Genomic DNA, 13,298 nt, shown 5'->3' with positions numbered 1-13,298 from the left:
CGCCGATAGCCCGCCTTGTTCATTTGGCGCCTCCTCTGTATGAGGCGGCACCGCAATCAGCCCGGAGACCATGCAATGAAGATCGGCGCACCGAAAGAGGTCCTTGCGGACGAGGCGCGGGTGGCCATCACCCCAGAGAGCGCGGGACATCTCCAGAAACTTGGATACGATGTCATCGTTGAGGCAGGCGCTGGCGAGAAAGCGGGCTTCCTGGACAGCGCCTATGCCGATGCGGGCGTCGAGGTCGTCAGCGGCGCGGATCAACTTTGGAAAGTCGCCGACATCGTCGCCAAGGTGCGCCCCCCCACCGAGGAGGAAGTCGCCCGGCTCGAACATGGCAAGACGCTCATCTCGTTCTTCTACCCCGCCTCCAACGAGACGCTGATGGGGCTGGCCAAGGACAAGGGCGCCAATGTCATCGCGATGGATATGGTCCCGCGCATTTCCCGCGCGCAGAAAATGGACGCGCTGTCGTCGATGGCGAATATCGCGGGGTACCGCGCCGTCATCGAGGCGGGCAACAATTTCGGCCGTTTCTTCACCGGCCAGGTGACGGCGGCCGGCAAGGTTCCGCCGGCCAAGGTTCTCGTCGTCGGCGCCGGCGTCGCGGGCCTCGCCGCCATCGGCACCAGCACGTCGTTGGGCGCGATCACCTACGCCTTCGACGTCCGCCCCGAGGTGGCCGAGCAGATCGAATCCATGGGCGCCGAGTTCGTCTTCTTGGAATTCGAGGATAGCGAGCTGCCCGACGGCGCCGCCACCGGCGGCTACGCGCCCCCGTCCTCGCCGGAGTTCCAGGCCAAGCAGCTTGAGAAATTCCGCGAGCTGGCCCCCGACATGGACATCGTCATCACCACGGCGCTGATCCCGAACCGCCCCGCGCCCGTGCTCTGGACCAAGGACATGGTCGAGGCGATGAAGCCCGGCTCGGTCATCGTCGACCTCGCCGCCGAGCGCGGCGGGAACTGCGAGCTGACCGTCAAGGACGAGAAGATCGTAACAGACAACGGCGTCACCATCGTCGGCTACACCGACTTCCCGAGCCGGATGGCCACGCAATCCTCGACGCTCTACGGCAACAACATCCGCCACATGATGGCCGACCTGACGCCCGAGAAGGACGGGCAGGTCGTGCACAACATGGAGGATGACGTCATTCGCGGGGCGACGATCACCCATGGCGGAGAGATCACCTTCCCGCCGCCGCCGCCCAAGGTGCAGGCGATCGCCGCCCAGAAGAAAGAGAAGCCCAAGGAGCTGACCCCCGAGGAGAAGCGCGCCCAGGAGGTCGCCGCCTTCAAGGCCGAAACCAAGTTCCAGGTCTCGCTTCTCGCCGTGGGCGGCGTTCTGCTGCTTCTGGCGGGTCTCTACACGCCCGCGAGCTTCATGCAGCATTTCATCGTGTTCACCCTGGCCTGCTTCGTCGGCTTCCAGGTGATCTGGGGCGTGGCGCATTCGCTGCACACGCCGCTGATGGCGGTGACCAACGCGATTTCCTCGATCATCATCCTCGGCGCGTTGCTTCAGATCGGGTCGGGCTCGATGCTCGTCGTGATCCTCGCCGCCGCCTCGGTCTTCATGGCCGGGATCAACATCTTCGGTGGCTTCCTCGTCACCCGGCGCATGCTCGCCATGTTCCAGAAGTCGTAAAGGGGGGCCAAGCATATGGAACTCGGATTCACGAACGCGGCCTATGTGGTCGCAGGCGTCCTTTTCATCCTGTCGCTGGGCGGGCTTTCCAGCCAGGAGAGCGCCAAGCGCGCGATCTGGTATGGCATCGTCGGTATGGCCATCGCGGTCTTGGCGACGCTGGTCGGCCCCGGCGCGGGCCTCTGGCCGGTCTCGATCATCCTGATCGGCCTGGGCGGCGCGATCGGCTACGTCCTCGCCACCCGCGTCCAAATGACCCAGATGCCGGAACTGGTCGCGGCGATGCACTCGCTCGTCGGCTTGGCCGCCGTCTTCGTGGGCATCAACGCCCATGTCGAGATCGGCCGCGTGGCCGCGGCCTTCGCCGAGGCCGGCGTGCCCTTCCCGCGCGCCTATGACGAGACGCCGGAAGTGGCCGCGGCCGCCGCCGCCGTCGTCGAGCAATTCCGCGGCTTCGGCTCGGTCGTCGCCAAGAAGATCCCGGTCGAGATCACGATCCTTCAGATCGAGCTGTTCCTCGGCGTCTTCATCGGCGCGGTGACCTTCACCGGCTCGGTGATCGCCTACGGCAAGCTCGCCGGGAAGGTGAACACCGCCGCCAAGAAGCTGCCCGGCGGGCACGCGCTGAACGCCGGCGCGGCGCTGCTCAGCCTGGTGATGCTGTTCGTCTATATCGGCAGCGGCTCGACCCTGGCGCTGGTGGTGATGACGCTGGCCGCGCTCTTCATCGGCTACCACCTGATCATGGGGATCGGCGGCGCGGACATGCCCGTCGTCGTCTCGATGCTGAACAGCTACTCGGGCTGGGCTGCGGCGGCGATCGGCTTCTCCCTGGGCAACGACCTGCTGATCACGGTCGGCGCGCTGGTCGGCTCTTCGGGTGCGATCCTCTCCTACATCATGTGCAAGGCGATGAACCGCAGCTTCGTCTCGGTCATCCTGGGCGGCTTCGGCGGCCCGGCCGGAGAGCAGATGGCGGTCGAGGGCGAGCAGGTCGCCATCGACGCAGACGGCGTGGCCACGGCGCTCAACGAGGCCGACTCGGTCATCATCGTCCCGGGCTACGGCATGGCTGTGGCGCAGGCGCAGTCGGCTGTCGCGGACCTGACCAAGAAGCTGCGCGCCAAGGGCAAGGAGGTGCGCTTCGCCATCCACCCCGTTGCAGGCCGTCTGCCCGGGCACATGAACGTGCTCCTGGCCGAGGCAAAGGTGCCCTACGACATCGTGCTGGAGATGGACGAGATCAACGACGACTTCCCGGACACGGATGTCGTCATCGTCATCGGCTCCAACGACATCGTGAACCCGGCGGCGCAGGACGACCCGAACTCTCCCATCGCGGGGATGCCGGTGTTGGAAGTCTGGAAGGCCAAGCAGGTCTTCGTCTCCAAGCGCGGCCAGGGCACCGGCTATTCCGGCATCGAGAACCCGCTGTTCTTCAAGGACAACACGCGGATGTTCTACGGCGACGCCAAGGCCTCGCTCGATACGCTTCTGCCGAAGATCGAGTGATGGCCCGCACAGGGTGAGCCATCGAGAAGGGGCGCCAAGAGGCGCCCCTTTTTCCTGTCGCCTGGGCCTGGGCCCGGTTCGGTCTCCCTGCCCTGCGCCGCGGCCCGCCTGCGGCAGAAGAGGCACCGGCGCCGTCCCGAGACAGTTGACCGGATCGATCCGACTCCAAGACAGGATCTCGGAGAACTCGCCGCTCCTCTCGACCGCACCCGGACTCGGAGGCGCGACAGCCCCTAAGCCGGTCGCGATCGCTCAGAAGAGCGCCCCGAGACCGCAACGAAAAATGGCCGCCCCCAAAGGGGACGGCCACAACGATCACACCGAAACGGCGATCACATGTTCAGGATGGTCTCGATGGCATCCCGATGATCTTCGTCGCTGTCCGAATAGGCCAGGAAGTAGATTTCGGCGACCTGCCGATCCGTCAGCGTGGACGCGTCGACCATGAAGCCTTCGGTCTCAAGGTAGTTCTTGACCGAGATCACCACCGAGTTCTCGCCCATCGGGGCCAGACCCGTCGCCTCGTCGACCATCGTCAGGTCTTCACGGCGTTCGGTGATCATGCGCGAGGCGTAGTTCTCTTCGTCGAGCGCACCACGGATCAGGGTGATCCGCTGGTTCGCATCGTCGACCTGGCCGGCGCTGTAGATCTCGAGGACCTGCTCATCGCTGAGCGTGGTGACGTCGACCGACAGGCCCTGCTCCTCGATGATGGACTCGACGGAGGAGAGGATCGACGGCGAAACGCCCGTGTAGGCGACGGCCGAGCTGGCCAGGGCGAAGGTGGCTGCAGCGGTGGTCAGAATGAGTTTCATAACAGTGCTTCCTTTCTTCAGTTGTGACGGCGCCGTGCGGCGTCTTGCCTGAACAACGGAGCGCGCCCCCGATGGGTTTCCGGCTTTTTTTCTGTTTTGAGCAGGAACTTTAGCGGACGGAGTTGCGTTTCGCGGGGCCGCAGGCTCGACCGCCGCCAGAAACGACAGACGCCCCGACCATTCCTGGCCGGGGCGCCGCTCAGACGGATGCCCTCGTCACCGCACAACCATCGGAGGACACCCGGAGGCCGGTTGCGGACGGAGTGCAGACCCGCCCGCGGATGTGACGTTGGATAAACGAGTCGGAGCGGGCTTGGTTCCGCCCGGTCCTCACGATGCCTTTAGCACACCGCGATCCAGCTGATCCTGCTCGATGGCCTCGAAGAGCGCCTTGAAGTTGCCCTCGCCAAAGCCGTCATCGCCCTTGCGCTGGATGAACTCGAAGAAGATCGGGCCGATGCAGGTCTTGGAGAAGATCTGCAGCAGGATGCGCGTCTCGCCCCCGCCGACGACGCCTTCGCCGTCGATCAGGATGCCGTGCTTTTCCAGCTTGTCGAGCGGTTCCTCGTGACCCGTCACGCGCTCCTTGGACAGTGGGTAGTAGGTCTCGGGCGGCTTGGGCATGAACTTGACGCCGTTCTCGGCGATGGCGTCCACGGCCGCGTAGATGTCCTTCGCGCCCACCGCGATATGCTGGATGCCCTCGCCGTTATAGCGCTTGAGATACTCGACGATCTGGCCGGTCTCGCCCCGGTCCTCGTTGATCGGGATGCGGATGCGGCCGCAGGGTGAGGTCAGCGCGCGGCTGAGCAGGCCGGTATATTTTCCCTCGATGTCGAAGAACCGGATCTCGCGGAAATTGAAGAGGTCGCCGTAGAACTTGAACCAGACGTCCATGTTCCCCTTGTGGACGTTGTGGGTGAGGTGGTCGAGATAATGGAAGCCCACGCCCTCGGGGTTCGCCGGCGCGATCCAGTCGAATTCGGCATTATAGGGCGAGGCGTCGCGATACTGGTCGACGAAATAGATCAGCGAGCCGCCGATCCCGACGATGGCCGGAACGTCCAGCGCCTTGCCCGGGCCCTCATAGGGCGTCGCCCCCTTGGAGACGGCATGGTCGTAGGCGTGCCGCGCATCGGCCACGCGCCAACCCATCGAGGGCGCGCAGGGGCCGTGCTCGGCCACGAACTCCATCGCGTGGCTGCCGGGCTCGGCATTGATCAGATAGGTGATGTCGCCCTGCTGCCAGACCTCGATGGCCTTGGTCTTGTGGGTCGCGACATGGGCATAGCCCTGGCGGGTGAAGATGTCGCGCAGCTGCGCGGGATCCTGATGGGCGAATTCGACGAACTCGAAGCCGTCGGTTCCGGCGGGGTTGGCGTCGCTGATCTTGGAATAGGGGGCGTCGTGGGGGAAGGGTCCCATGGGGTCTCTCCTCTGAATGGCTCAGGGGCGTATAACGCGAATGGCCTGCGGGGAGCGCGCGATCCTCGCAAAATTTAACCTTCTCTTTACAAGTTTCGCGTGCGAAACGGACGCATGATGCGCAATATCCGCATGGAGAGTCGCATGGACGATCTCGATCGCGCGCTGTTGCGGGCCCTGCAACGCGACGCCACGCTCACCGCCGAGGCGCTCGGCCGCCTGCTCAACCTCTCGCCCAGCCAGGCGGGACGGCGGCGCGCCCGGCTGGAACAGGCGGGCCTGATCCGCGCCACCGTCGCCCGGCTGGATCCAGGCAAGCTGGGCCTGACTGTCCAGGCCTTCGTGCAGGTACAGATGGCCACCCACACGCCCGACCGCGCCCGCGCCTTCCTGCGCCTCCTGGAAGCGGAGCCCCGGGTCGCCTCGGTCTGGACCATGACCGGCGAGGCCGACTATCTGCTCCGCGTCTGGTGCGCGGATCTCGCGGCGCTGAACGATCTGCTCCACCGGGTGCTGCTGCCCCATGAGAGCGTCGCGCGCGTCCAGTCGCAAATCGTTCTCGACCAGCCCAAACGGGACGCGCCCCTGCCGGTTTGACAGCAGGACCAGAGCGGCGGGCCAATGCCCGCCCTACGAGCGGCCCGTAGGGCGGGCATTGGCCCGCCACCGCCCGTTGCCCCGCTCAGGCCGCTCGCCTAGGCTCGCGCCATGGACACTTTCCTGCTCATGGCCGCGATCTATCTCGCGGCGGCAACGGTCTGCGTGCCCCTCGCCGTGCGGCTCAGGCTTGGCTCGGTGCTGGGCTATCTCGTCGCGGGGGTGCTGATCGGGCCGCTGACGGGGCTCGTCGGCTCCGAGACGGCAGACCTCCAGCATTTCGCCGAATTCGGCGTTGTGATGATGCTCTTCATCATCGGACTGGAGCTGGAGCCCAGGGCGCTCTGGGACATGCGCGCGCGGCTGCTTGGGCTGGGCCTGGGACAGGTGGTGCTGACCATGGCGGCGGTCACGGGGGCGGCGATCCTCTTGGGGCAGACATGGCAGGTCGGGCTGGCCATCGGCATGATCCTGGCGCTCTCCTCCACCGCGATCGTCATCCAGACCTTGCAGGAAAAGGGTCTCACCTCGACCCGGGGCGGACGTTCGGGGTTTTCGGTTCTGCTGGCACAGGACGTGATCGTGATCCCGATGCTGGCGCTGATGCCGCTGCTCGGCGCGGGCCACGCGATCGGCGGGGGCGGCGCCCATGGCGACGGCCATGGCGGCGCGATGGGCGATGGCGAGAGCGCGACCATGGTCGCGGAGTTCGGCCACTGGCTGGACGGGCTGCCGGGCTGGGGCGTGACGCTGCTGACCGTCGGCGCGATCGTGTGCGTGATCCTGGGCGGCATCTATCTGACGCGCCCCGTCTTCCGCTACGCGGGCCAGGCGCGCCTGCGGGAGATGCACACGATCGTCTCGCTGCTCTTCGTGATCGGTGTTGCGGTGCTGATGATGCTGGTCGGCCTGTCGCCGGCGCTGGGCACCTTCCTGGCGGGCGTCGTGCTGGCCAATTCCGAGTTCCGGCACGAACTGGAAGCCGGTGTCGAGCCGTTCAAAGGCCTTCTGCTGGGGCTCTTCTTCATCACGGTGGGCGCGGGAATCGATTTCGGCACCTTCCTGGGCGCGCCGTTCCTCGTGCTGGGCCTCGTGACCGGCCTGATCCTGCTTAAGGGCCTGATCCTGCTCGCCCTCGCCTTCGTCTTCCGGATCAAGGGGCGCGACCGCCTGCTGTTTACGCTCTCGCTCGCGCAAGCGGGGGAGTTCGGCTTCGTGCTGTCTTCGGTCGCGGTCACTGGCGGCGTGTTCGGCACCGAGCTGTCCAGCCTGATCCTGCTCGTGATCGCTCTGTCGATGCTGGTCACGCCCCTTCTCTTCGTCGCCTATGAACGGCTGGCCCAGCGCGAGACCGGCGAGCATATGGAAGACGACGCCATCGACGAGAAGGCGGAGGTCATCATCGCGGGGGTCGGCCGCTTCGGGCAGGTGGTGCACCGGATGCTGCAAGGCTCCGGCGTGCGCACGGTCGTGCTCGACCGCGATTTCGAGACGATCCAGCTTCTGCGCAGCTTCGGGATCAAGACCTATATGGGCGACCCGACCCGGCCCGAACTGCTGGAGGCGGCGGGACTGTCCTCGGCCAAGGTCCTGGTGGTGGCGCTGGACGACCGGGCCGACGCGGTCAAGCTGACCAAGATCGCGTTGGCCGCCAATCCGAATATCCACATCGTCGCGCGGGCCTATGACCGCGTGCATGTCTACGAGCTCTACCGCGCGGGCGCCCGAGACATCGTGCGCGAGTTGTTTGACGGCAGCCTGCGGGCGGGCCGCTACGCCCTGGAGCGGCTGGGCTGGTCGGAAACGGAGGCCCACGAGGCGCGCGAGGCCTTCTATGCCCATGACCGTCAAAGCCTGCGCGAATTGGCCGCGCTGTGGAAGCCGGGCGTGTCCCTGGCCGACAATCCGGAATACCGGGCCAAGGCACGCGAGCTGAACCAGGGGCTGGAAAATGCGCTCCTGTCCCGGTTCGGCGAGGACCCGGAGGCCGCCGCCGCCGCCGATATTGGGGAGGAAGCCGCGGATCGGGGCATCATCCGGGAGTGAGCACGCCCTTGCGGCCGTCGGCCCCGCAGGACTTCGCACGCCACAGACCCGCCCCAAGCGATCTGGGCGCGCCCCATCCGGATCGCGCCTGTCGGGGGCCTCCCGGGGCTGGACGCATGCGGATCGGGCCGCCGCGATGCACGCTCCCTCACGGCCTGTTCCCGTGACGGCGCCGAGCTGCGCGCCCTTTCCGCCCCATCGGAGGCTTTAGGGCGCGGTGACGCACCCGCGACCGCGTGACATACTCGGCAGGCCACGCTATTGAGCCAGCGATTCAACCAGACGACCGAGGCGACCCCAATGGCCGACGAGCACAAGCACGGCAGCATGGATATCACCCAGCAGGAAAAGACCTTCGCGGGCTTCGTGCAGGTGACCAAATGGACGGTGATCGTCATCATCGCCGTTCTCGTCTTCCTGGCGATCTTCCGGACCTGACACCGTGATCCGCGCGCTGGCCCTGGCCCTGGCTCTGCCGCTCCTGGCAGGTTGCGGTGCCGAGGCCATCTATGCGCCCATGGAAGAGGTCCAGGCCCGGGCCTGGGCCGAGCCGGGCCCGCCCACGCTGACGCTGATGACGGCGATCAACAACCGCTCGGGGGCGGGCGGGCACTCGGCGCTTATGGTCTCCGGAAGCCAGCGGGTGATTTTCGACCCGGCCGGCACATGGCGCCATCCGACTGCGCCGGAACGGGGCGACGTCCTCTTCGGCATCACCCCGACGATGCTGGAATTCTACACCGACTACCACGCCCGCCCGACCTACCACATGGTCGTCCAGCAGGTGGTCGTTTCGCCCGAGACGGCGGAGCAGGCATTGGCCCTGGTCAAGGCGCACGGCCCGGCAGGCAAGGCGATGTGCGGGATCACCGTCTCGGGGATGCTGCGGAAACTCGGCTTTACCTCGGTCGGGCAAAGCTGGTTTCCGGATCGGATCATGCGCGATTTCGCCAGCGTGCCCGGCGTGTCCGAGCACAAGATCTTCGACGACACGGTAGACGCGCATTCGCCCGAGCGGCCCCGGGTCACGCGCGTCACCGACGCCGGCTTCGAGCGCGCGGGCGGATAGGCCCCTGGCGCGCTGCTTGTCCGCTCGGCGCCAGTCCGACCGGCACGCAATGGATCGCCCACGACTAGCTCCTGCCGCTGGGCCGCTCGTTCTGCGAGGCGGAACGCTATACGCAAAACCTCTGTTCCAAGAGAAACCTTTTGACGGATCGGCATCGTGCTTCCTCAGCGCCATGGCCCTGTACTGCCCATCCCGATGGCCGCCCGCGCGCTGGAGGGCGCGGGCGCGGCGATGATCTCGCCCCTATCTCCGTCCGTCATTGCCGCACCTTCACCGGCGCGGTGCGCGGCCATGCGTTGACACCCCGGGCAAAGGGTCAGCGCGGCGTTGAGAGCGATGGCGTTGGGGCTGGCCCGAAAAATGCCGCGCCCCCCCCCTCAAACGAAAACCCCCCGGCGCCGGCGGGCGCCAGGGGGTCGTCTCGGTCCAGGACCGGGGTGACTTACATCATCCCTTCGCGCTGGGCCTTCTTGCGAGCGAGCTTGCGGGCGCGGCGAATGGCCTCGGCCTTCTGGCGCGCCTTCTTCTCGGAGGGCTTCTCGAAATGCTGCTTGAGCTTCATTTCGCGGAACACACCCTCCCGCTGCAACTTCTTCTTCAGAGCCCGGAGGGCCTGATCGACGTTGTTGTCGCGAACGCTGACCTGCATGTGGTTTTCACCACCTTTCTAAGTAAGAGTGTCGGATCGGTCCGTGCAGGAGTTGGCCTGATAGCCGCGCGCCCCTAGGTTGTCCAGTGGCCCGCGCGCGGAGTTCGCAAATCGGGGGCCATCGGGCATCGCCGTCTCGGGGCCTTTGCGATGCGCCTTTACCGATAGATAGGTTCCGTGCGGGAGACAGACCGGAGGACCGCAATGACTGACCTGAAAAACCGCCTGATCGACGCCGCGCTCATGCATGTGCCCTTCGACGGCTGGTCGGAGACTGCTTTCCGAGCCGCCATCGCCGATACGGGCATCCCGCCCGCCGAAGCGCGAGCTGCCTTTCCGCGCGGCGCCGTCGATCTGGCACTCGCCTTTCACCGCCGCGACGATGCGCGCATGGGAGAGCAGTTGGGCGCCGAGGATCTGGCCGGCCTGCGCTACCGCGACCGGGTCGCCCATGCCGTGCGGACCCGCATCGTGCTGGCCGACGAGAACCGGGAAGCGGTGCGCCGGGGCATGACGCTCTTTGCGCTGCCGATCCACGCGGCCGATGGGACGCGCGCTCTTTGGGGGACGGCGGATGCGATCTGGACGATTCTGGGCGACACATCCGAGGACGTGAACTGGTATTCCAAGCGGGCGATCCTGTCGGGCGTCTATTCCTCGACCGTGCTCTACTGGCTGGGCGATCAGTCCGAGGAGCACCGCGAGACCTGGGCCTTCCTCGACCGCCGGATCGAGGACGTGATGCGCTTCGAAAAGGTGAAGGCGCGAATCAACAAGTCGCCGGTTCTGTCGCGGCTGATGGCCGGGCCGAACATGGTGCTTTCGCGCATCCGCAAGCCCTCCGGTCCGCCGATCGATCTGCCGGGCTATTGGGGTCCGCGGGGATAAGCCCAGGTCAAGACCGGCTCGGTCAGGCAGGTGGGTCGCGGCGCGGCGGTCCGATCGTGATGTCGAGCGGTTGGTGGGTACCACGCCGCGCGGCAGCCCCAAGATGCCCGCCAACCGGCAATGCCCGTCGCCATCCCGCTCAACGCTTGGGACGGACGGAAGAACGCGAAGCGACACGACCCCGCGCCCCCAAGCCGCATTCTCGCGCCCGAACGGCACCCCAGACCGGACCCGGCCTCTGGCCCTCCCCGTCCGCGCCGCCTAAACTCCGGCGCGACCGACAGGGAGGGTTCGGAGTGTCCGACAGCATGCAGGCCATCGAGATCGCCACCCCCGGGGGGCCGGAGGCTCTCGTCCCCACCACGCGCCCGGTGCCGGTGCCCGGCCCCGGCCATATCCTGATCGCCATCGACCATGCGGGCGTGAACCGTCCCGACGCGCTGCAACGCGCGGGGGCCTACGACCCGCCGCCCGGCGCGTCGGACCTGCCCGGCCTGGAGGCCGCGGGCACAGTCGCCGCCATCGGTCCGGGCGTCAGCCGCTGGGCGGTCGGTGACGCGGTCTGCGCCCTGCTCCCCGGCGGTGGCTATGCAGAATACGCCGTCACCCCCGCCGACCATGCCCTGCCGATCCCCAAGGGCTTGTCCATGGCCCAGGCCGCGGCGCTCTGCGAGACCTTCTTCACCGTCTGGACCAACGTGTTCGACCGCGCCGGGCTGAAGGCCGGAGAGCGCTTCCTCGTCCATGGCGGGACCAGCGGCATCGGCACGACGGCGATCCAACTCGCCCGCGCCCGCGGCGCCCGCGTCTTCGCCACCGCCGGGTCGGAGGAGAAGGTCGCCACCTGCCGCGACCTTGGCGCGGAGGCGCTGAACTACCGCGAGGCCGATTTCGTCCCCTGGATGCAGGGCGAAGGCGGCGCCGACGTGATCCTCGACATGGTCGGCGGCGACTACCTGCCCCGCAACCTCAAGGCCCTGGCCGAAGACGGGCGCCTCGTGCAGATCGCGTTCCTGCAAGGGCCCAAGGTCGCCGTGAACTTCGCCCCGCTGATGGTGCGGCGCCTGACGATCACCGGCTCGACCCTGCGTCCGCAATCCGACCTCGCCAAGGCCCGCATCGCCGCGCGCCTACGCGCCGAGGTCTGGCCGCTGCTCGACGCGGGCACCATCGCGCCGGTCATGGACCAGACATTCCCCCTGGCCGAAGCCGCCGCGGCCCATGCCCGGATGGAGGCCGGCGACCATATCGGCAAGATCACGTTGAAGGTCCGCTAGGCCCTTTCTTCCCTGTTGAAATATCCCGGGGGGTCCGGGGGGCTGGTCCCCCGGCGCGCCCCGCAAGCGAAGGCCCTGAAGATGGATCTCGACGTCACCCACCCCGCCCTGTCCGACCTGCGCCGCAAGGCCAAGTCCCGCATGCCGCATTTCGCCTTCGAGTATCTCGACAGCGGCACCGGTACCGAAAAGGGCGTCACCCGCAACCGGGAGCGGATGGACGCGGTGCAGTTCATGCCCGCCATCCTGCGCGGCGACTTCACCCCGGACCTGCGCCGCACGACCCTGGGGGTTGAGCACAGCGTGCCCTTCGGCGTCGCCCCGGTGGGCATGGCCGGCCTGCTCTGGCCCGACGCGGAGCGGATCCTCGCCCGCGCCGCCGCCGATCACCGCATCCCCTACGGCCAGTCGACGGTCGCCGCCGCGACTCCCGAAGACACTGGCGGTCTCGCGGGCGAGATGGGCTGGTTCCAGCACTATCCCGTCCGCGACCCGGAGATCCGGCGCGACATGCTCCGCCGCATCAAGGAGGCGGGCTGGCGCGTGCTGGTCGTTACCGTCGACGTGCCCGGCGAAAGCCGCCGGGAGCGGCAGCGCCGCGCCCATGTCTCCATGCCGCCGGTGATGACGCCCAAGATCATCGCCTCCATCGCGGCCCGCCCCGCCTGGGCGCTGGGCATCGCCAAGCATGGCCAGCCGACGATGAAGTTCCCCAACAGCTACGGCCCCCAGGCCAAGGGCAAGGACGCCTTCGTCCATGCCGGCCGCTTGATCCGCGGCTTTCCGGACGACGCCTATATCAAAGCGATCCGCGAGGAATGGGACGGTCCGCTGATCGTCAAGGGCGTGGCGGAGCCGCAGGACGCCACGCGCCTCATCGAGATGGGCGTGGACGCGATCTGGGTCTCCAACCATTCCGGCCGCCAGTTTGAGGGCGGCCCCGCCGCCATCGACTGCCTGCCCCCCGTCATCGAGGCCGTGGGCGGCCGGGTGCCGGTCTATTACTGCTCGGGCGTGCAGGGCGGGCTCGACATCCTCCGAGCCTTGGCGCTGGGCGCGGATTTCGTTTTCCTGGGCAAGGCCTGGTATTTCGCCCTGGCCGCGTTCGGGCGCAAAGGTGTGGACCACCTCGTCCACATCCTGAAATCCGACATGATCTCGAACATGACGCAGATCGGAGCGGCCTCCATCGACGATCTGCCCGGGCGCCTGATCTCCTCCAAGCGCCCCTGAGGGCGCGGTCGCCGCGACCACGCCACGCGGCTCGAATGCGCGTCCAAAAAGGCGCCCAGCTCGGCGATCTTGGCGCGTATCTCGGGGCCGAGCGCATCGAGCGTGGCCGCGTCGCGCCGCCAGCGGGCGGAGACGGC

At 67.3% G+C, this 13,298-nt stretch carries 12 protein-coding genes; 9 read left to right on the top strand and 3 right to left on the bottom strand.

What is annotated here, in order from left to right:
• Window positions 1-75 precede the first annotated feature (75 nt).
• Window positions 76-1,650 (top strand): Re/Si-specific NAD(P)(+) transhydrogenase subunit alpha, encoded by a 1,575-nt coding sequence (locus DTQ71_RS12910; RefSeq protein WP_109564701.1) that lies wholly within the window; start codon window positions 76-78, stop codon window positions 1,648-1,650.
• A gap of 15 nt (window positions 1,651-1,665) precedes the next feature.
• Entirely contained in the window at window positions 1,666-3,162 is a 1,497-nt protein-coding gene (locus DTQ71_RS12905) for an NAD(P)(+) transhydrogenase (Re/Si-specific) subunit beta (protein ID WP_109564700.1), read from the top strand.
• 332 nt (window positions 3,163-3,494) lie between these two features.
• Here the strand turns inward: DTQ71_RS12905 and DTQ71_RS12900 are convergent, their stop codons facing one another.
• Both DTQ71_RS12900 and hppD read right to left on the bottom strand, forming a co-directional pair.
• Entirely contained in the window at window positions 3,495-3,977 is a 483-nt protein-coding gene (locus DTQ71_RS12900; RefSeq protein WP_109564699.1) for a hypothetical protein, read from the bottom strand.
• A gap of 330 nt (window positions 3,978-4,307) precedes the next feature.
• Window positions 4,308-5,402: a 4-hydroxyphenylpyruvate dioxygenase gene (hppD, locus tag DTQ71_RS12895; RefSeq protein WP_109564698.1), complete on the bottom strand. Its 1,095-nt coding sequence runs from the start codon at window positions 5,400-5,402 to the stop codon at window positions 4,308-4,310.
• A 144-nt stretch (window positions 5,403-5,546) separates the two neighbouring features.
• On the opposite strand from hppD, the gene DTQ71_RS12890 reads away from it, so the two are divergent.
• From DTQ71_RS12890 to DTQ71_RS12875, 4 genes are all read left to right on the top strand, one after another.
• Window positions 5,547-5,999, top strand: coding sequence for an Lrp/AsnC family transcriptional regulator (locus DTQ71_RS12890; RefSeq protein WP_109564821.1), 453 nt, complete (start codon window positions 5,547-5,549; stop codon window positions 5,997-5,999).
• A gap of 111 nt (window positions 6,000-6,110) precedes the next feature.
• Window positions 6,111-8,045 carry a cation:proton antiporter domain-containing protein gene (locus DTQ71_RS12885; protein WP_109564697.1) on the top strand — a complete coding sequence of 645 codons (1,935 nt, stop codon included), beginning with the start codon at window positions 6,111-6,113 and terminating at the stop codon, window positions 8,043-8,045.
• Window positions 8,046-8,345: 300 nt separating this feature from the next.
• Window positions 8,346-8,483: an aa3-type cytochrome c oxidase subunit IV gene (locus DTQ71_RS12880; protein WP_109564696.1), complete on the top strand. Its 138-nt coding sequence runs from the start codon at window positions 8,346-8,348 to the stop codon at window positions 8,481-8,483.
• A gap of 4 nt (window positions 8,484-8,487) precedes the next feature.
• Window positions 8,488-9,114, top strand: coding sequence for a hypothetical protein (locus DTQ71_RS12875; RefSeq protein ID WP_174900360.1), 627 nt, complete (start codon window positions 8,488-8,490; stop codon window positions 9,112-9,114).
• Window positions 9,115-9,556: 442 nt separating this feature from the next.
• Here the strand turns inward: DTQ71_RS12875 and rpsU are convergent, their stop codons facing one another.
• Window positions 9,557-9,763: a 30S ribosomal protein S21 gene (rpsU, locus tag DTQ71_RS12870; protein ID WP_109564695.1), complete on the bottom strand. Its 207-nt coding sequence runs from the start codon at window positions 9,761-9,763 to the stop codon at window positions 9,557-9,559.
• A 204-nt stretch (window positions 9,764-9,967) separates the two neighbouring features.
• Between rpsU and DTQ71_RS12865 the strand changes: the two genes are divergently transcribed.
• The 3 genes from DTQ71_RS12865 to DTQ71_RS12855 all read left to right on the top strand — a co-directional run bounded on the left by DTQ71_RS12865 (window position 9,968) and on the right by DTQ71_RS12855 (window position 13,161).
• Complete coding sequence (locus DTQ71_RS12865; RefSeq protein ID WP_109564694.1) at window positions 9,968-10,651, top strand: COQ9 family protein; 684 nt, start codon at window positions 9,968-9,970, stop codon at window positions 10,649-10,651.
• Window positions 10,652-10,959: 308 nt separating this feature from the next.
• On the top strand, window positions 10,960-11,928 hold the full coding sequence (locus tag DTQ71_RS12860; RefSeq protein WP_172500057.1) for an NAD(P)H-quinone oxidoreductase: 969 nt from the start codon (window positions 10,960-10,962) through the stop codon (window positions 11,926-11,928).
• An 81-nt stretch (window positions 11,929-12,009) separates the two neighbouring features.
• Entirely contained in the window at window positions 12,010-13,161 is a 1,152-nt protein-coding gene (locus DTQ71_RS12855; protein ID WP_109564692.1) for an alpha-hydroxy acid oxidase, read from the top strand.
• Window positions 13,162-13,298: the final 137 nt, after the last annotated feature.

The sequence above is a fragment of the Jannaschia seohaensis genome (assembly GCF_900116765.1).
Lineage (GTDB): Bacteria > Pseudomonadota > Alphaproteobacteria > Rhodobacterales > Rhodobacteraceae > Jannaschia > Jannaschia seohaensis.
This window is presented reverse-complemented; position numbering and strand designations above follow the sequence as displayed.